General features: G+C 42.9%; 22 protein-coding genes and 4 tRNA genes. 6 read left to right on the top strand and 20 right to left on the bottom strand.

Annotated features, from left to right (window positions below; genetic code table 11):
* Positions 1-24 precede the first annotated feature (24 nt).
* The 3 genes from PLF31_03060 to PLF31_03050 all read right to left on the bottom strand — a co-directional run bounded on the left by PLF31_03060 (position 25) and on the right by PLF31_03050 (position 1,552).
* Complete coding sequence (locus PLF31_03060; protein ID HRH26419.1) at positions 25-879, bottom strand: hypothetical protein; 855 nt, start codon at positions 877-879, stop codon at positions 25-27.
* Between the two features lie 233 nt (positions 880-1,112).
* Positions 1,113-1,319 (bottom strand): hypothetical protein, encoded by a 207-nt coding sequence (locus PLF31_03055; GenBank protein HRH26418.1) that lies wholly within the window; start codon positions 1,317-1,319, stop codon positions 1,113-1,115.
* 162 nt (positions 1,320-1,481) lie between these two features.
* Positions 1,482-1,552, bottom strand: a tRNA-His gene (locus tag PLF31_03050).
* 583 nt (positions 1,553-2,135) lie between these two features.
* On the opposite strand from PLF31_03050, the gene PLF31_03045 reads away from it, so the two are divergent.
* Complete coding sequence (locus tag PLF31_03045) at positions 2,136-3,437, top strand: pitrilysin family protein (GenBank protein ID HRH26417.1); 1,302 nt, start codon at positions 2,136-2,138, stop codon at positions 3,435-3,437.
* Positions 3,438-3,470: 33 nt separating this feature from the next.
* On the opposite strand, the gene PLF31_03040 is transcribed toward PLF31_03045, so the two are convergent.
* The 4 genes from PLF31_03040 to PLF31_03025 form a co-directional block, all read right to left on the bottom strand.
* A tRNA-Leu gene (locus PLF31_03040) sits at positions 3,471-3,554 on the bottom strand.
* A gap of 162 nt (positions 3,555-3,716) precedes the next feature.
* A complete protein-coding gene (locus PLF31_03035) occupies positions 3,717-4,268 on the bottom strand; it encodes a hypothetical protein (protein ID HRH26416.1) in 552 nt (183 codons plus the stop codon).
* Between the two features lie 102 nt (positions 4,269-4,370).
* Positions 4,371-4,787 carry a 50S ribosomal protein L19 gene (gene rplS / locus PLF31_03030; protein ID HRH26415.1) on the bottom strand — a complete coding sequence of 139 codons (417 nt, stop codon included), beginning with the start codon at positions 4,785-4,787 and terminating at the stop codon, positions 4,371-4,373.
* A 27-nt stretch (positions 4,788-4,814) separates the two neighbouring features.
* Complete coding sequence (locus PLF31_03025) at positions 4,815-5,630, bottom strand: RluA family pseudouridine synthase (GenBank protein ID HRH26414.1); 816 nt, start codon at positions 5,628-5,630, stop codon at positions 4,815-4,817.
* Positions 5,631-5,723: 93 nt separating this feature from the next.
* Here PLF31_03025 and PLF31_03020 point away from each other — a divergent pair.
* A tRNA-Val gene (locus PLF31_03020) sits at positions 5,724-5,796 on the top strand.
* Between the two features lie 195 nt (positions 5,797-5,991).
* Here PLF31_03020 and PLF31_03015 read toward each other — a convergent pair.
* Together PLF31_03015 and PLF31_03010 are read right to left on the bottom strand one after the other, a co-directional pair.
* Positions 5,992-6,291, bottom strand: a complete 300-nt coding sequence (locus tag PLF31_03015; protein ID HRH26413.1) for a hypothetical protein — start codon at positions 6,289-6,291, stop codon at positions 5,992-5,994.
* Between the two features lie 415 nt (positions 6,292-6,706).
* Positions 6,707-7,291 carry a hypothetical protein gene (locus tag PLF31_03010; GenBank protein HRH26412.1) on the bottom strand — a complete coding sequence of 195 codons (585 nt, stop codon included), beginning with the start codon at positions 7,289-7,291 and terminating at the stop codon, positions 6,707-6,709.
* 936 nt (positions 7,292-8,227) lie between these two features.
* Here PLF31_03010 and PLF31_03005 point away from each other — a divergent pair.
* From PLF31_03005 to PLF31_02990, 4 genes are read left to right on the top strand one after another with little or no spacing between them, the layout of a single operon-like run.
* The gene (locus PLF31_03005) at positions 8,228-8,701 is read left to right on the top strand and encodes a hypothetical protein (protein ID HRH26411.1); all 474 of its coding nucleotides are present in this window, start codon (positions 8,228-8,230) and stop codon (positions 8,699-8,701) included.
* Between the two features lie 60 nt (positions 8,702-8,761).
* Positions 8,762-9,367 carry a hypothetical protein gene (locus tag PLF31_03000; GenBank protein HRH26410.1) on the top strand — a complete coding sequence of 202 codons (606 nt, stop codon included), beginning with the start codon at positions 8,762-8,764 and terminating at the stop codon, positions 9,365-9,367.
* Entirely contained in the window at positions 9,342-9,641 is a 300-nt protein-coding gene (locus PLF31_02995; GenBank protein HRH26409.1) for a hypothetical protein, read from the top strand. Before PLF31_03000 ends, PLF31_02995 begins: the two co-directional genes overlap by 26 nt.
* Positions 9,642-9,677: 36 nt before the next feature.
* Entirely contained in the window at positions 9,678-10,025 is a 348-nt protein-coding gene (locus tag PLF31_02990) for a hypothetical protein (GenBank protein HRH26408.1), read from the top strand.
* Here the strand turns inward: PLF31_02990 and PLF31_02985 are convergent, their stop codons facing one another.
* The 11 genes from PLF31_02985 to pilM form a co-directional block, all read right to left on the bottom strand.
* Complete coding sequence (locus tag PLF31_02985; GenBank protein HRH26407.1) at positions 10,026-10,379, bottom strand: metalloregulator ArsR/SmtB family transcription factor; 354 nt, start codon at positions 10,377-10,379, stop codon at positions 10,026-10,028.
* A 23-nt stretch (positions 10,380-10,402) separates the two neighbouring features.
* Complete coding sequence (locus tag PLF31_02980) at positions 10,403-10,813, bottom strand: hypothetical protein (protein HRH26406.1); 411 nt, start codon at positions 10,811-10,813, stop codon at positions 10,403-10,405.
* 6 nt (positions 10,814-10,819) lie between these two features.
* Positions 10,820-11,623 carry a pyruvate kinase gene (locus tag PLF31_02975; protein ID HRH26405.1) on the bottom strand — a complete coding sequence of 268 codons (804 nt, stop codon included), beginning with the start codon at positions 11,621-11,623 and terminating at the stop codon, positions 10,820-10,822.
* A complete protein-coding gene (locus PLF31_02970) occupies positions 11,620-12,249 on the bottom strand; it encodes a 2,3-bisphosphoglycerate-dependent phosphoglycerate mutase (GenBank protein ID HRH26404.1) in 630 nt (209 codons plus the stop codon). Before PLF31_02970 ends, PLF31_02975 begins: the two co-directional genes overlap by 4 nt.
* Positions 12,250-12,258: 9 nt before the next feature.
* Positions 12,259-13,326 carry a quinone-dependent dihydroorotate dehydrogenase gene (locus PLF31_02965; protein HRH26403.1) on the bottom strand — a complete coding sequence of 356 codons (1,068 nt, stop codon included), beginning with the start codon at positions 13,324-13,326 and terminating at the stop codon, positions 12,259-12,261.
* Between the two features lie 132 nt (positions 13,327-13,458).
* Positions 13,459-13,908, bottom strand: a complete 450-nt coding sequence (locus PLF31_02960) for an NUDIX domain-containing protein (protein HRH26402.1) — start codon at positions 13,906-13,908, stop codon at positions 13,459-13,461.
* 18 nt (positions 13,909-13,926) lie between these two features.
* Positions 13,927-14,001: transfer RNA gene (locus tag PLF31_02955), tRNA-Arg, on the bottom strand.
* Positions 14,002-14,034: 33 nt separating this feature from the next.
* Positions 14,035-14,367: a hypothetical protein gene (locus PLF31_02950; protein ID HRH26401.1), complete on the bottom strand. Its 333-nt coding sequence runs from the start codon at positions 14,365-14,367 to the stop codon at positions 14,035-14,037.
* Between the two features lie 3 nt (positions 14,368-14,370).
* Positions 14,371-14,985, bottom strand: a complete 615-nt coding sequence (locus tag PLF31_02945) for a hypothetical protein (GenBank protein ID HRH26400.1) — start codon at positions 14,983-14,985, stop codon at positions 14,371-14,373.
* Between the two features lie 2 nt (positions 14,986-14,987).
* A complete protein-coding gene (locus PLF31_02940; GenBank protein ID HRH26399.1) occupies positions 14,988-15,521 on the bottom strand; it encodes a hypothetical protein in 534 nt (177 codons plus the stop codon).
* A gap of 6 nt (positions 15,522-15,527) precedes the next feature.
* Entirely contained in the window at positions 15,528-16,598 is a 1,071-nt protein-coding gene (gene pilM, locus PLF31_02935; protein ID HRH26398.1) for a pilus assembly protein PilM, read from the bottom strand.
* Between the last annotated feature and the right edge of the window lie 45 nt (positions 16,599-16,643).

Below are 16,643 nucleotides of genomic sequence, written 5' to 3'. Positions count from 1 at the left end.
AGAGTTTCACTATCTTATCCCCTTCTACTGTACAACAGGAGATGAAGTAGCATTAACTTTTTCCACACTTGTTGAGGAAACCCCAAAATCTGGAGCGGTGAAATAATCAAGAACCGTCTTACCTTCAGCATCTCGACACTCTTTCATTTTTTCAACTTCCTGTATCTGATTATTCCTTGCATTCTCTTGGTAAGACGGTGTGCGCCAGCCTGTGTCAAATATAATCTTTGAATCATCTACATATGCGATCACAGCAGCCGAACTACCTCGCTCGGGTGTAGTATAAAAAATTTCTGAAAGTACATAGTCATACATTTTTGGGTTTCCAAAATTAGGCTTGTTTGCAAGTAATTCCTGCGCAATAATTTTATCTTTAGTACATGTAAATATTCGATCTGTTTCGGGATCAAAGTTGGGCATAAAGCGCTCATGTACTTCTTCAATACTATTACCCTTATCCTTAGCTATAGACATAAATAATCCGACAATTATTGCCGCAACAAAAAATGTCACAATAGCGAGGGCAATAAAAACAATAATTTTTCTCCCCACTCGTCCTGGAGTGCTCATTTTAATATCAATAAATAGTGCAGGAACTAGAAGTGCAACAATATATGGCAAGATCCCAACTGAAAAGATTGCAAGCACCACTTTAATTACCGAACCAATACCAGCTCCGCTATCATTAAAAGCCATTGTAAACAGCAATATGAGTCCCGTAATCGGAATTGCGATACTTGCACACACAGTGGCAATAATTATAGTTAAAACAAATTTTGGTCGACGAGGCATAGGTTCTGAGCTTTGTGTAATGTGAGGATTCACACTCGGAGGTGTAACAGGTGATACGTCGCTTGAAGTTGGTGTTTGATTGTCCATACCCAAAGCATACCAGAATAAGGATACTTATTACCCCCCATCGTTTCTTATTTTGACCTTAGGTGAGGTCGTGGAGGAAGTTAGAACTATATTTGAGAAACTTAATGATACAAGTATCTATATTCCCGTTCTATAAATATAAATCCCCCACTAGTTTTACTTTGTAGGGGGATCGCATTTTTTACTACCCAAGAGGTAGCTTCTGAGTTGCTTTCTCAGTTTTACGTCTTCAATCAGTCATCGTACGGAAGCTGGATGTCGGGCTGAACCTCACGAAAGGCTGGACCAATCTGTTTCCAGAAATCTCTCTCCAGAGCTTTATGCTCTTCTGGAGACATAGCCCTGAGCTTGGCAAGTTCTGCTGCCTCTTTTTCAGCAAGCAATCGAGCTTCTTCAGACATTTCGCTTACTCCGTCGAGTTGGAAATGTTCATTGGACATAACACAACACCTTAAGTTGAAACCTAAGAAACAATCTTGGACATTCCAAGAATCTAGATTTCATTATATCATCTATATTTAAATATGTCAAATATGGCCAGTTTTTAGTTTGAACCAGTTTAATTGCCTAGATAAATGATTTATTTAAGAAATTTATTTCTGGGTGCCTAGAGAGAATCGAACTCTCGATACGGGTTCCACAAACCCGAGTTTTGCCACTAAACTATAGGCACCATGTTGCGAGTTGCAGTCATTTGATCCTGGAACCTACGCAGCTCCACATTATCATGATGGACAAGGTAATGGCAATTATGACAGAGCCAGGCAAGGTTTTGAACCTTATTGTTGTATCTATCCTTATCAATATGATGAACCGCTAAAATACGAGTATCTGTTATTCCACACAACACACATTTCTTTAACCTATCGCTTTTCTGCAGTATTAACCGATAGGTAGTTTTTCCATGTTTCCAGTTAGCATGTTTTTCACCAATGAACATTGAATTCCTCCATTTTGTCTGACATGACTTGGTACAAAAGAATTTTTTACTAACACATTTATTTAAGTCATATCGCTTCTTATATACACTTACACCACACACATGACACTGCATAAATTTTCCCTTCCTTGCACCTTCATACTGACAGTGTGTAGAACAATATTTTCCTGCCCCCTCATTACATGAGAGGGTTTTACATAAAACTCCTCTTCACACTTTTTACAATTCATTATCGGCATACCAAAGAATAACTATTTACCTATGAAGAAATTATAAAAAACCTCCCGCTATCCTCAACAAAACACCCTGTGGTACCATGGCAATCATGACCAATACACCATTTACTCCAACTCCCGCATCTTCAAAAGACCCATACCTATTTCTTCACGAAGAATATAAAGGTGTATCGATATACTCAAATAAACTAGATTGGGCACCGTGTGTACATATTCGATTTGGTTTTTTTGTAGGAGCAGTTGACGATCCAACTGGAAAAGAGGGCCTTTCCCACTTCCTGGAACACCTTCCGTTTAATGGTTCAAAAGCTTTCCCTGATATTGAAGCGGTAAAACAATTCTCAAAAGATTTTCTCCTTGATAGTTTCAACGCACGTACAAGCTCAAACTCAACGATGTACCAGTGTCGCGCACTTCCAGAACACGCAATCGAAGCAATCCGTGGAATGGCAGATATTTGTTTTAACCCACTACTCACTGACGCTGATATCGAACGTGAACGTAACATCATCACCCAAGAAGCATGGGGGCGACTACGAAATCAAAAATATATTAACCACCTCAGACGAGAGATCGGTAGCATCTATCAAAACCATCCTGCTGGCCGTTTTTATAGTCCTCTTGGATGGCCCGAGACAATCGCAGCAACTACAGCCGAAGATCTCCGCTCATGGCACAAAGCACAGTACCACCGTGGAAACTTATGTGTAGTTCTTGTTGGTGCAGTGACCGACAGCCAGATCGAAACTGTAAAACAAACAATTGATCTCATGCCAGAAGGCGCTCGCCTGCCAGACCTTACTCCACCAACTGGGTGGCCAACTCCAAAAGAAGAACACATCGAGGTCACATCTGGAGAGATTGGTATTCCATCAGAACAAGCAACAATTTATTATTCTCGTATTCTTCCGACAAACCACCATACACTTGCTGTTGGAAACATCACTCGAGCATTTCTTCACGAAATCCTTTTTACTGAACTCCGCGAAAAACGTGGACTACTGTACGGACTTTCTGCTGACATCTCAATTAACAAAGACATCACCGAGCACTCAATCTACATTGACCTTGGAGACGATAAGATTGCCGAAGCAGAAACTGCAGTACGAAATGAAATAGATAAAATACTTACCGGTGCATACGCAAATATCTTTGAGAAAGAGAAGAGGTTAAGAATCGACCGAATTAAAGCAGCAGAGTTTAATTCAGGAAGCATTGCAAACGACGCCTTCAGTGACATCGAGTATTTTGACCACCCAATTACTCTCGCTGAAAACCTTCGAGAAGCAGAAGCAGTGACACACGAAGACGCGGTAAATCTTATTAGAGAAGTATTACGTCCAGAAACACTTTACAGAGGAATCATTAGAGCTTCGAAATAACAAAAGACCGGCATCTGCCGGTCTTTTCATATGTGCGCAGAAGAGGACTCGAACCTCCATACCCTTGCGGGCGCTACCACCTCAAGGTAGTGCGTCTACCAATTTCGCCACCTGCGCATATCGATCACGCCTTTGCTATGTATCGCGTGCCTAATCATAATCAAATCCCGCCCAAAGTCAAAAAAAAGCGCAAGGTGTGTACCTCGCGCTTAGTGCGGACCCGATGAACATTCTCTACAAACACAGACACTGTTGTGTCCCAAAAGACACCTAATGCCTTTACTTATCTTCAAAGAAATCCATCTGAGAATCACCTTCCGCCTCCTCCACAACCACAACAGCGTTGGAATAGTTAACATCCTTTGCATACTCCGTTTTGATGTCTACTAACTCATCACGCAACACGTCTTCAAGAAGTTCAGTGAAAAACTCGGCCACATGTGCCCTTTGTGCATTGTTATCAGGATGCACATTTTTCACCCAACAACGAATAATTTCTCCTATTGTAGAGCTCCTGGGAACACGCAATTCATCGTCTGGATCAGTCTCAGTAAAATCCTCTATTCGTATCTGCCGACAACAGACCTTTGCATACTCATACATCAACTCTTTCTCTCGCAAATCACTGAGCTTAGGTATACTGGTTACCCACACTTCTCTCTCGTGAAACGGACGTGCAGCAACAATGAGTGCTGCTGCTTCTTGCCTATCAATCTGTAACGCTTTAGCAGCAAACACTACCTCAAACCACCTACCACCCTCTTCCCTATATTCAAACCAACCGTTCTTAAATAGATATTGAGCAGTTATCTGTTTTTGCAACAGATCCATATTTTTTCCTTTGTACGAACTTACAGCATCCTATGCTTATCAAAAATATTGTCAAAGAAAAAAGCACCCAATGGGTGCTTTTTTCTAACTTGAGAGAGTAGATTATTCTGCTGATTTTTCTTCTGCAGGAACCCCTTCGTGGGCGAGAGACTTTGTCTCAGGAGCAGTTACTTCACGGCGGAGCTGTCGGCTAACTTCCTTTGTTGCCTTTTCACGAATGTGATAGAGCTTTGCGCGACGAACCTTTGATCGCTTTGTAACTTCTACCTTTTCAATACTAGGAGCGAATAGTGGGAAAATTCTTTCTACTCCTACTCCACTTGCAACCTTTCGGACTGTAAATGTTCCTCCTGCCTCAGCTCCATGCTTTCGTGCAAGTACAAGACCTTCGAAAATCTGGATTCGGCTCTTATCTCCTTCTTTAATTTTTTGATGCACCTTAACGGTGTCTCCAGCACGAATATCGAGCTCTTGGCGAGCCTTAATATTGACCGGTGAAATCTTTGCTGCTGTCTTCATATATAGAGCGACACTGTACCATGTAGGCTAGATTTTATCAACTTCTGCCTCTTCTACCCCCTTGAACTGCTTTTCTGCATTCTTGAAATCTTCAGGTAGTGGTGACTCGACTACCCACTCTTTTCCTTTAGTATCTTTAAATGACAACTTACGTGCGTGTAGTGCCAAACGTGTAAAACCAAGAAGTGAAAGACGTCGTGGAGCGTACAACGTATCGTGAATCACTGGATGATTAACCACCTTACAGTGCACACGGATCTGGTGTGTTCGTCCAGTTTCAGGTTCAACACTAATCAAGCTAACTTTTGCTGCATCCCACGCTCTCAAACGCTCAATCCTCTTTCCTCCTTTATTAATGAGTTCTGCATCAAATCCACGATTGAGTACTTTGATGTGTGTTACTGCTTCTCTCTCGCCTCCGCGTGAACCACGGGCTGCAGACCACTGTCGGAAGTCTCCTCGACTTCGTGCGATCGGTCGGTCAATTGTCACCTCATCTTCTTTTATATGGCCATGGACATATGCCACGTACTCTTTACCCATATCTCGATCCTTAAACATCTCCTTGAAGTGCTGGAATGACTTTGTTGTTCTGGCAATCAAAAGTACACCTGATGTGTCTTTATCAAGTCGATGTACAATCCCTGGACGAATAATTGCCGGTCCTTCTTTTACTTCAATAGACTCACCCACCCCAACAATCTCTGGGTACTGTTCAGTCACCAGGTCTGCGATAGTGGTATCAGTTGATCGTCCGTCACCATGGACCATAATTCCTGCTGGTTTATCAATAACCAGGAAATCAGGACTTTCAGCTATAACCTTGAGCTTAGTATTCTTCATGTATCCTTCTTTCTCGCATCAATCGGGCCTAAAAGCAACTTATTGAGCCAATGACATTGCCCAGAACCTAAAAATACTATAGGATACCCGTATGCGGGATTAGCTCAGTTGGTAGAGCAATTCATTTACACTGAAAAGGTCGGGGGTTCAAGTCCCTCATCCCGCACCTCGGATCATTTCATACCCCGAATTGAAATCGATATCTCTAGGAAGAAAAGTTTTTATTTGTCGAAGAATATCTTGTGGCAGCTTTAGTTTGATATGTAGACGATGTGGTATTTGTTGACCCTCCTTTTGACGTCCCGCAATAATATCGCCCTTCTTAATGGGTCGAGAATAGATAACTATTTCTTCAATAAGCTCATGGAGTAGTGTGGTGAAGTGTGTCACGATCATCGAAACTCTTTTCCAAGGCAGCCTTGTACTTCTCTGAAAATAGGTTAAGGCTTTCAACATATCCTTGAGATATGACTGTTTGAGAAATTTGCTTGCGTACCTCTTCGAGTTCCTCGCGAGCCCTCCTTTCAGTCGTACTTAATTCCTCTACTCTAGATTTCAATCGACTTATATCTATCCCGCAAGTTTCATGTAATTCAAAAAGACGCTCTTTACGAGCTGGCATTGCGTTTATAAGATCAATGATTTGTTGCTCCAGTTCCACCCGTCGTCGTTCCAGTAGAGGTAACGTACGTAGAGGTTGCCATCGGAGTCGCGGTTGTGTACAGAGTACCATCTTTGTCACCACCCCTTAAATACTCTTGGGGTTGAATCGTATTCGACATCATAATGTCCTAGTACTCTGTACCAAGTATCTTCTTTTTTGTTTGAAGTTTCTGCATATACCACTCTACTCGAAACCGTAATTGCGAATATTCTCGGTATATGGATACTGGGGTCGGTAGCAGGAAATCGTAATCTCCCACATATTCACCTACTGCCGTCTTACACTGTATCAAAAGAAAACCCCGTGCGAAATGCTCGGGGTTCCAGTTGAACGCTGTTCTGGATAGCGGTTGTCGAGAAATTTCGACGAAGGACTAAGTTCAAAGGGTCTGAAAGACCAAAGTGACATAGTCCTAAGTACTAACTTGTGAGACTGCCGCAGGGTGGCCACTGCGCCAGTCATTGCCGAGCCAGTGGTCGCACCAGTCCCACCTGTCGTGGCGCCAGCAGAGGTAACGCACGCAGAGGTTGCCACCGGAGTCGCGGTAGATGGTTCCCCAGAAGAACACGACTTTACCCTTCCATTCTTCCGAGATGAGTTCGGTATGAGCGAGCAGATAGTCGAGAACGTTGGCGTTCATGACGGGTATATTCGCCAGCTCTTTGCGGAGCTTGTTCCCTTTGACCCTCTTGTTGCCCATCTGGTTTGGAGAGAGGTGAAGTGCGACCTTTAAGGAATCCCACTCCATCTGTCCACCTTTGCGGTGTTCTTTCACCGTCCAACCATTCGGCAAATATGGGTTGGTGTCGCAATCGATGACGTGCCTCATGACGTTGATATTGATAACTGCACGACCCAACATAACTTCTCGGAAGAGACGCATTCGGTCTGGATCAGACTGACTGAAACGCTTAACGTCTGCGTTTGACCACTTACCACGACGGAACGCTTCCTTCACTTCACACGCTTGGCCAACATCGAGCGTAAGGTCGCTCATAGTTGATTCCTTTCTTGTTTGCAACAGTGTTCTTTCGAACGACGTTGCGACTTGGATTATGCTGTTGTCCAGTAGGACGAGCTCACCACACGGCTTTGCCGCAGCTCACAATAACCCTTACTAGAGCCACTCTACGCTATGGCAAATTCACAAGTTATTTCAAAGTTCTAACTGTATAAGATTATACACCCAAATATGATATTTGTCAATAGAGCCACGGCAAACTCAATACTTCCTTATCTTAATCATCTTTTCATCCCAATTCTCCTAATTTCTTTGTCGATGTCATAGCAAAAAAGTACTAGGTTATATTTATCTACATACTTGCACTTGTGAGTATGAAATGATGGCTCACACTTTATAAAAACCTGGCTTTTGCCAGGTTTTTATTTTCACAATTGTATTAAAAAATGTCCCTACTCCAAGTACTCTGGGATAGGGACATTGATAGGAACTCACTTGTGAAATGCCACTTTCTGCAAAATGGACAGTATGGTCATAATGACCACTAAACCAAACAACAACCAAGTTGCACTTGGTGACCAGCTGCGTGAGTTTGAAGCCATACAGCCTCCTTGTTTAGAGTGACGGTAAATACGTAAATACAACGAACACTTGGAATATATTATATCATATTTACAGGTAAAGTCAAATATCTGGGGATTACTGACTTGCCGCCTTGACGAGCCTGCTATATTGTTACATTTATGAACATTTATCGCATTCTACCCGTGACCCTTTCGGCTTTCCTCTTTTGGACAGCAGCTATTTGTGCGGGTGTGCGGAGTATGCTCGGAGTATAGAAACCTATACACCTCCTCAGAAAACACCCCGCACGTCGGGGTGTTTTCTTTTGGGTCCTGGACGCATGCAATGTTTCCAGAACCCAGAAGGCACTGTGCTAACTGGAAGAAGTTCTTTTAAAAGGAGTTCGAAATGAGTCTAGCGAGCAATGCACCACTTGAAGATACATACTTCCCTTGCATCATCAGTTCAAGGTCCGGAGACGCAAGTGCGCTTTCGGCAATACAAAAATTCAGAGAGTTTGAGAAATCACCGACTTTAAAAAAGAGAGTGGTGGAAATTGAAATTCTGGAGGGTCAGGACACAGGAATCTGCATTTATTCAAATACAAACCTCAGACAACTGTTTAGTCTTAGGTATGAGAAAAGGGACAGAGTGTACTTCATTCAGTTTAATCCGATAATCCTTTCATCTTCGAATAAAAAAGACCCGCATGCTCGGCTGCGAGACATGTACAACCAAATCCGAGCAATGGTAGGAAAAAATGTGGAAGAGTGGCACAGAAGGTCTGCACCACTCCGCAAACCCAGGTCCACCAAAACTTCAAAACCAAGACCCCGGAACAGATCAACGAAAGAAGGTCTCGCATACTTGTTCGACAACTAAATAGACTCGTCACACCCCCGCTCCATAGCAAGCGGGGGTTTTTATTACTATAATAAGTACATGAAAGAATTTCTTCAGAGCGAAAAACGTGAACTTGAGACTCAGTTTGATATAGAACAGGCCGAGGAACAAAAATTACAAAAGGAACGAAAAGAAAGCTTCGATGTATATCAGTTACTTATTAAAAACGGAGCAGCATTTGAAGATGAGCTCAAACATAAATACGCGGAAGAAATTGAAGACCAGGGAGAAGAAATACTCTCACAGGTAATAAAAAACAAAGTCGATAGTATGAAGTTGCGTATCACCTCCCTTACAAAAGAACTAACGAGTAACCTCATTAGTTACGTCAATTCGGTAGACGCGTATGACCGATCAAGTCTACACGCTAGATCTGGGCCTCAGTCACCAGGTTTTGACCCCGAGAAAAAACAAAAGGCTCTAGGTGAAATTACAACAGCTGATCAGTTTAGAAAAAAACAACATAACAAATTGATCGATACCTTAAAAACCCTCCTAATTTCATACCAAAATGCCTCTCTTGACACATCGTGGAAAAGTGTGGTAGGATACGAAAGGTACGACATCCAGCGATGGGCTGAGAATGTACGTGACGAAATGAACCTTCAGCGGGAGAAATATGGTTCCAGATCCTCTGTCGCGTAGCGAGCGAAAGACGTTTCTTGAAAAGATTAAAGGGCACACTAATTTAGTCCTCGAACTACGAAGACTGACGGACTGGGCTCTTGAATTACGCCCTAAACTTACACCATTTGTGGTGCAAGAAAAGGAACTTCCCCAACAACTCGTAGTCGACAAGGAAAGGTTTCAGGCTGTACGTAACCGATTTCGTGAATCATGTTCACAAATAGGTATCCGTACTTCCCCATATCTACTCGAAGACTACTGCACACTGGCTAGTGAGATCAATTCTCTCTAGTCTTTTTTTTACCCATACTGTGCTATACACATAGATATGCAGCCACCCCATGCAACCCTTGTGCATGACTCTCGATTGAGAGCTGAGCAAATGCGCGGCTGGGGGACAATTGTACCGTTACACGAACATCCACTCAGTCAACCAGTAATTCCTCCTGGATTTAGACTCATTGCCATTAGCGACATCGATGAAATTAAAGATGTCACTGATCGTGAAAATTTTAGCCTTTTTGCAAATGGTCCAAGTGTTCGAATTGATACGCCTGGGAGTACGCACCCAGGCAAACACGAGTCCCCAAAAGGAGTTGAGTGGAAATTATATGTGGTACCAGAAAAATACGCAGTAGATATTGATCAAAAGATCGGGAGCAAGACCTCCCTATAATTACATCACCAAACGTTTTGTGCGAAGGTCGTGCAAAATCTTACACGGCTCAACTATTCGAGGATCAATAATTCGATAAAAGATATTCTGCCCTTGTCTTCTGGTCTGCACAAGACCACTATGTCTCATGAGTGCTAGGTGTTGAGATAGGTTTGCTTTTGAAAGTCCTGTTATCTTCAACATCAACTCTACCCCCATCTCCCCTCCCTTAAGTAGATTTAGAATTTCTAAACGCTTTGGGTTAGCAAGTACCTTATAGATATTGGCATTCTTATCATATGCTTCCTGCGGAAGACGAGTCTTCAATGTCACTTTCACACTCGGTGGTAGTTTCGTAGTTTCGATAGTATTCATTATTGGCAGTATACCAAAAAATATTATTCTTTCTTATGTGTGTGCATCACCTCTAAATCTTTTCGTAGAGCACGAATCTCTTCTCTGACATGGTGGAGTGTCACCACTTCTTCTTTAACTAGGTCCTTTGTGTTCTCTTCAAGCTTCTTCTCGTGTCTAATACCAGAAATGATGATCCTGTCTCCAATAAATACAGAAACAAACAAACCCGTGAGCATCAACATAACAATTGATAAAACAACCTGGATTGGCGGATAAAATAGCCATGCAAAAACAACATGTGAACGCATGAGCATGTCTGATGTTTCCCACACACCTCTCCAGAAGAGCACAACACCTACCCCACCAATCAGTGAGTACGTCAGTAAATGCCTACTTAATAGCGCTCGTACCTCATCTTCTAATCTATCGAAATAACGCACTATTTTTCTCATAAAATTTTATAACGGATTAATATGTGGGGCTCCACGCATGTGTTTTTCTGCCTCAAGTACGATCTTTTCCATAACAGTTACCGCTTCAACTGGGTACGCTCCTTTTGCGGTTTCATCAGAAAGCATCACAACGTCCGAGCCCTCGAGAATTGCTTGCGCAACATCACTGACCTCTGCACGTGTTGGGACAGGATTGTCCACCATTGAGATAAGCATTTGAGTAGCGGTGATGACGGGTTTTCCTGCCGCCTTACATTTTTTGATAATCATGTCTTGCACAAACGGAATTTGCTCAATTGGAACTTCATTTCCCATATCTCCTCGTGCAACCATGATTGCGTCTGAGGCAGCAATAATTTCATCAATAAATTCAATCGCCACACTGCGTTCAATCTTTGAAATAATGCGTTGGTTACCACCGTGAACCTGTATTTCTTTTCTGCACACCTCAACATCGTGTGCATTTCCCACAAACGAAAGTGCGATGTACTCAACACCCTGGTCAGCTCCAAACTGAATAAACCCCTTATCGTGCTCCGTAAGTGATGAAATTGCAGTGTGATTATATGTATGACCCGCTTCTTCCTGTACGCGAGGGCCCGGAAGGTCGATGACGATTGGAATGTTTCTACCAACTTCCTTTCCAACTTCTCTAATTATCTGAATTTGCTGTAGTCGTTCTTCTAGACTTCCCCATGAAAAATTAAGTCGGGCAACATCCATCTGATGCTCAATCATTGATCGTAAGATTTCTCGTTCTCCAGAGTGTGGGCCAATGGTTGCGAGTATTTGTGCGCGTGATGTCTTCATGCTGGTACGTCTGATGATGTGCTTCTAATTTCTTTGGTGACCATGTGTCCGTCAGTGTCCACGTCATAGACAATGATAGAACCAAACGGAACCTCTACGTCTGCAATTCCCTCATCTGATACATTCTCAATATACTTAACGATTGAGCGGAGTGAGTTTCCATGGGCAACCACAAGTGTATTTTTTCCTTCTTTCACTTTTGGCAGTACGTGTTCCAAGAAAAACGGCACCGCTCGATCATATACATCCTTGAGTGATTCCCCTCCTGGAATTGGGTAGTCCCATCCACGCCTGAGCGCTTTGAATGTTTCCTCACCGAGGAGTTTTTCCATTTCCCATTTGTCTTTTCCGGTGTATTCACCATAATCTCGTTCATTTAATGCAGAAGAGTGTTCAGTTGGAACTTCATATCGCTCACAGATATTTAACATACATGAAAGTGTTTCAATTGAACGGACCTGCATTGAAGCAAACGCACAGTCTATGTACATGTCCTTAATCAAGAGACCCATGTCTTCTGACTTTTTAAATCCATATTCAGTGAGGTGACGGTCTCGTGTACCTGTCCACTTCCCTAATTTATTCCATTCTGATTCGTGGTGCCGCGCTAGTATAAGTTTTCCCATGTGTACATATTAACAGCTGTCTACCCCTCTCGCTTCATCGACACTCTTAAACCCATCTCGATCAAGTAACTTCACGAGTCCTTGGTTAATTTCTGATATCACTTGAGGACCCTCAAAAATCATACCGGTAATGAGTTGCACAAGGGATGCTCCGAGTCTGATTTTTTTGTATGCATCCTCTGCAGTAAACACACCACCTAACCCAATGAGCATATATCGCTTCCCTTCTCTCTTGTATATATACGAAAGCATGCGGTTAGAAAGCTCTTCTACCGGCTTTCCACTTAGCCCACCAACCGCTGGTACAAAACTGTCCTTAACGAGTGGGTTGTTTTCTTTTTGTTTTGTAAGGTTTGTACAAATGATGCCGTGGATTCTGTGTTTATGTACAACATCCAGGAGGTCATTTAATTCTGATTCACTTAAGTCCGGTGAGAGCTTTATAAAAATTGGTTTTTTGGTTGGGATCTCGTCGAGAATGTCGAAGAGATAATCAAGTTTATGTGGTGTGACAAATGGTTGCCCACCACAGGTGTTAGGGCAACTAATATTAACGGTGATATATGTTGCGACCTTCTCCATCACCTTAAAGGCTTTTGTATAATCATTTATTGCCGTATGAGTATCGATTGTTTCCAACGAATTAGTCATTGCAACATTAACTCCAAGTGGAACCTTGCACTTCTTCCCCTCTAGACGCTTTGATATCACGTCACACCCATCATTTTTTAAGCCATAGTATACTGCCAAGCTTTTTGACTTAGGCAACCTCCACAGTCGAGGTTTAGGATTCCCTGTACACGGCTCCCCGGTAATTGAACCGACTTCTATAAAACCAAAACCGACATACGGAAGTACGTCGGTTAATTCAGCGTTCTTATCAAACCCAGCGGAGAGGCCAATCGGGTTTTTGAAATGGATTCCCAAAATGTCTTGCTCTAGTTTCCTGTGTTTGTATCCCAAAAAAAGCCATGTGAGTTTCCTGCCAAGTGAGTACTTACCTAAGGTCGCCCCCACCCTTACCATAGAGTCATGCATGAGCTCTGGATCATTGAGAAAGAAAATCGGTTTTAACACAAACCTATATAGTATGTGTAGTATCGAATTTCTTAACCAAATTAGTATTTCTTTCATACAAGATGTAATTTCATAGTTAATGAATTACTTAATTTCACTATACCATGGCGAAATAACCGCAAACAAGTGCAGTTATTGACCTTTGATATAGAATTTTCCCTGGAGATAATTCTCAATGACCAGAAAACTTGGGAAGTATCGAGGGCTCGGCAGATCTCTAAGATCAAACCATTTCCATTCGGTAATTTCATCTGGCTCAGTTACTGTCGCTTCTCCACTCCAGGTGTGCGTAACGAGTCCAACTGTCATAAAGTGTGCAAAATCATTTTTACAGTTGTGAACCGAGATTACTTGAGGGTCTTTAATTGTAATTCCTGTCTCCTCTTTCACCTCACGAATTGCACCACCTTCAAATGTCTCTCCCCACTCGAGCTTCCCGCCCGGAAGACACCACTCCCCAGCACTTCTGAATGCTGAATCCGCTTTGTCAGGATCTGGGTGTCGTAACCCGAGAAGCACTTTGCCGTCTTTTTCTAATATCACTCCAAAACCAGCACCAACACGCTTTTTCTCTTCTGTCATATATACAGTCTACTATCTTGGTGCCCTCGGAGGGAATCGAACCCCCATCAAGGCCTTAGAAGAGCCCTGCTCTATCCATTGAGCTACGAGGACAAAATCACCCGGCACCAATACTACGATATTTTGTTACGATCCGATAGCTGGGTCAACTGGGATGGGGAGTAATCCAGCTCGAGCCTCTCCATATTTTTTTGCACGAACGTTCACGTCTTCAATGGCTTGCGAGAGACGGTTTCTATCAACCGTTGTGGGCACTGCTCTCTCTTCCGGGGCAAATGAGAATAGCGTACCTGAATTCACCTTGTATGCAAGGAATGCATGGAGTACTGCAAGCGCTGCTGTTGCTATACACACAAATCCAGCAGCAAATGCCCAGTCACGATATACATGAAGCGCGTGGTCATAGAGTTTGACCGATGATTTTTTCTTTTTAAAGATTGAATTGAGTGAGATATTCATATGCTATGAACCAATTTCCTTAAGGATACTAATATCTGCGGCGATACGCCACCCTGGAGTCTGGCGAACTTTCTGCTCCTTTGGTGCGGCGGAGAGTATTCCACTTCCTGAACTTGTGACGGCTGACGAACCTGCGCCAGGATCGTTAATACGAACACTATCAATACGCTCCAAGTCAACACGAAGTATTCTTGCCTTAAGCGACATTGATTCAAGCTTTGCTAAAAACGTCATCACTTCTTTCCACGAGCCTTCGGAGACCAACTTAAAATCCAGTGCTGCATATGGCTCTTGTGGACGCTCTGAGACAGAGAGAATTTCAATAAATGTTCCCTCTTCTCGCGCAACAGATTCGAGAAAGTTAATTGCATCTACTTGTCCATCGGAAGTGACTACCGAATTCTGTAGGGCAACTACATCATCTTTAACTTCACTTTCAAGCTGCCGGAGAGACATCTGTTCGTCAGATACCTTTTTAAGCACCACCACCTCTGCTCCTAAACTGTTACTTCCCCGCTCAATTGTATAGAGGTGATAAAACATCGCTGCATATAGGAGAATTGCAGCACATGTAACGGCGCATGAAATGAATGTATATTTTTTAAAAGAGTAATTCATGGCTAGTTTCGTATAGAAATAGTGAGTGTGAACGGAATATTTGTCTCACGGGTAAAGCTTTCAATTGGAACTGCCACCTCACCAAATGACGGTTGTTGCTCAAGTGTTCGAACATATCCACGGAGTGCCTCACGATTTTTTGCTACACCTTGAATCTCAGCACGAATCGGAGCGTCTAATGCTGAGGAAAAACTAAAACGCAGGACTACAATCCCAGCCGGTCGTGAAGAAATTATCTGAGAGACCAGCGTACTTACGTTTGATTCAGGAATTCCCGTAAGTGATGTAGATAACTTCTCAGCAGCTGTTACCACCTGCGCCGCACTACCCGCATTTCTTTGGGATGCAATTTCTACAGACTCACGTTCGATTTTTAATGTTTGGTTACGAGTCAGCGACAATATATATGCCGGAACAAGGAGCGCTGTCGCGATGAGAATAACAATTGTGATTGCCCCACTCCAAATGAACGCCTGGCGATAGTGATACTCTCGCTGCAGTGCTGCTTTGATTTCGTTTGGTAGAAGATTAAACATACAAAATTACCAGTGTAATGCTTGTGGGAGTGCGACCCCAACAGCTGGTGCGTATGCAAGTGAATCAGCATACTGCAACTTTGGAACATACTCATCGACCGAAAACGCGTTCGTCCACACATTAGCCTGCTTTACCGGGAGCTCTAGGGAATCAGCCAAGTATTTTGTAAGTCCTGGAAGTACCGCCGGTGCTCCTGAGATGATCACCGAGTGAATTGGAATCTCACGCTCGTCTCTACTCTTCCAATACTCTTTAATACGGAGCACTTCATCGCGCACCACTGAAAGCATGTTTGCAAGAGATATGATGATTTGCTCGTGTGTTGCACCTTCAACAGGTGTTCCACGTATTGCTTTCTTAACATCAGCCGGAGAAAGTCCGGTCTCACGCTGCATACTTGCTTCCCATGCTGCAAGTCCGTAATCAAGTGTCGTTGAAAAGTATACCGCTCGCTTGTACGTGATTGCGAAAATAGTACGCACATCGCCAACGTGCACAATAATACTTGGAGGCATATCGTCTTCACCTAGAATTGCGTCAGCTACTGCCTGTGACTCAACTTTAAATTGTAGCGGTTGTATTCCTGCTGTTTTAAACACCTCAAAGTATGCGCTAGACACTTTCTGGTGAGCCACACGAACCACCACATCAACCTTATCAGCAGCTGCATCAATAACTGTGTAATCAAAGAGGGCACTTTGCATATTGATCGGCACCATTTCCTGGATCTTCCCTGCCACTGCATCTGAAATACTACTCTCTCCTGAGCGGTTGACTGTAGTTTTAAAGATATATGCCTTTTCGTCAGGAATAGTCGCTGCACAAAAACGAATGCCGTGGTCTTTGTTAATTTCAACGAGTGCCTTTGCCACTTCTTGTGGGGATTGAATAACACCAAGTGTTACCACTCCTTCTGGGAGTGGATACATTCCGTAAGATTGTAACTTCATTCCCTTTCCTTTGGGGCGAAGCGTAAGGACATAGATTCCAGAGTCGGTAATAGAAATTCCACTATGCAACAAACGCAACATGTTTGGTGGCGGAAACAAAGAAAGAAATCGATCTATGAGCGACATACACATATAGTATATCGCACTCTAGTATGTGTGAGTTTTAAAAAC

The organism is Candidatus Paceibacterota bacterium (assembly GCA_035438625.1).
GTDB lineage: Bacteria > Patescibacteriota > Minisyncoccia > Phycocordibacterales > DAORIS01 > DAORIS01.
The sequence above is the reverse complement of the archived record's forward strand: the minus strand, read 5'-3'. Positions and strand labels throughout refer to the sequence as shown.

What these genes read in the sequence shown, in the direction of transcription:
- PLF31_03045 (HRH26417.1), top strand. Translation starts at nt 2,136, where the DNA reads ATGGCAATCATGACCAATACACCATTTACTCCAACTCCCGCATCTTCA.
- PLF31_03010 (HRH26412.1), bottom strand. Translation starts at nt 7,291, where the DNA reads ATGAGCGACCTTACGCTCGATGTTGGCCAAGCGTGTGAAGTGAAGGAA.
- PLF31_03005 (HRH26411.1), top strand. Translation starts at nt 8,228, where the DNA reads ATGAGTCTAGCGAGCAATGCACCACTTGAAGATACATACTTCCCTTGC.
- PLF31_02990 (HRH26408.1), top strand. Translation starts at nt 9,678, where the DNA reads ATGCAGCCACCCCATGCAACCCTTGTGCATGACTCTCGATTGAGAGCT.
- PLF31_03060 (HRH26419.1), bottom strand. Translation starts at nt 879, where the DNA reads ATGGACAATCAAACACCAACTTCAAGCGACGTATCACCTGTTACACCT.
- PLF31_02950 (HRH26401.1), bottom strand. Translation starts at nt 14,367, where the DNA reads ATGAATATCTCACTCAATTCAATCTTTAAAAAGAAAAAATCATCGGTC.
- PLF31_02970 (HRH26404.1), bottom strand. Translation starts at nt 12,249, where the DNA reads ATGGGAAAACTTATACTAGCGCGGCACCACGAATCAGAATGGAATAAA.
- PLF31_02945 (HRH26400.1), bottom strand. Translation starts at nt 14,985, where the DNA reads ATGAATTACTCTTTTAAAAAATATACATTCATTTCATGCGCCGTTACA.
- PLF31_02940 (HRH26399.1), bottom strand. Translation starts at nt 15,521, where the DNA reads ATGTTTAATCTTCTACCAAACGAAATCAAAGCAGCACTGCAGCGAGAG.
- PLF31_02985 (HRH26407.1), bottom strand. Translation starts at nt 10,379, where the DNA reads ATGAATACTATCGAAACTACGAAACTACCACCGAGTGTGAAAGTGACA.
- PLF31_03025 (HRH26414.1), bottom strand. Translation starts at nt 5,630, where the DNA reads ATGAAGAATACTAAGCTCAAGGTTATAGCTGAAAGTCCTGATTTCCTG.
- PLF31_02995 (HRH26409.1), top strand. Translation starts at nt 9,342, where the DNA reads ATGGTTCCAGATCCTCTGTCGCGTAGCGAGCGAAAGACGTTTCTTGAA.
- PLF31_03035 (HRH26416.1), bottom strand. Translation starts at nt 4,268, where the DNA reads ATGGATCTGTTGCAAAAACAGATAACTGCTCAATATCTATTTAAGAAC.
- rplS (HRH26415.1), bottom strand. Translation starts at nt 4,787, where the DNA reads ATGAAGACAGCAGCAAAGATTTCACCGGTCAATATTAAGGCTCGCCAA.
- pilM (HRH26398.1), bottom strand. Translation starts at nt 16,598, where the DNA reads ATGTCGCTCATAGATCGATTTCTTTCTTTGTTTCCGCCACCAAACATG.
- PLF31_02975 (HRH26405.1), bottom strand. Translation starts at nt 11,623, where the DNA reads ATGAAGACATCACGCGCACAAATACTCGCAACCATTGGCCCACACTCT.
- PLF31_02980 (HRH26406.1), bottom strand. Translation starts at nt 10,813, where the DNA reads ATGAGAAAAATAGTGCGTTATTTCGATAGATTAGAAGATGAGGTACGA.
- PLF31_03055 (HRH26418.1), bottom strand. Translation starts at nt 1,319, where the DNA reads ATGTCCAATGAACATTTCCAACTCGACGGAGTAAGCGAAATGTCTGAA.
- PLF31_02960 (HRH26402.1), bottom strand. Translation starts at nt 13,908, where the DNA reads ATGACAGAAGAGAAAAAGCGTGTTGGTGCTGGTTTTGGAGTGATATTA.
- PLF31_03000 (HRH26410.1), top strand. Translation starts at nt 8,762, where the DNA reads ATGAAAGAATTTCTTCAGAGCGAAAAACGTGAACTTGAGACTCAGTTT.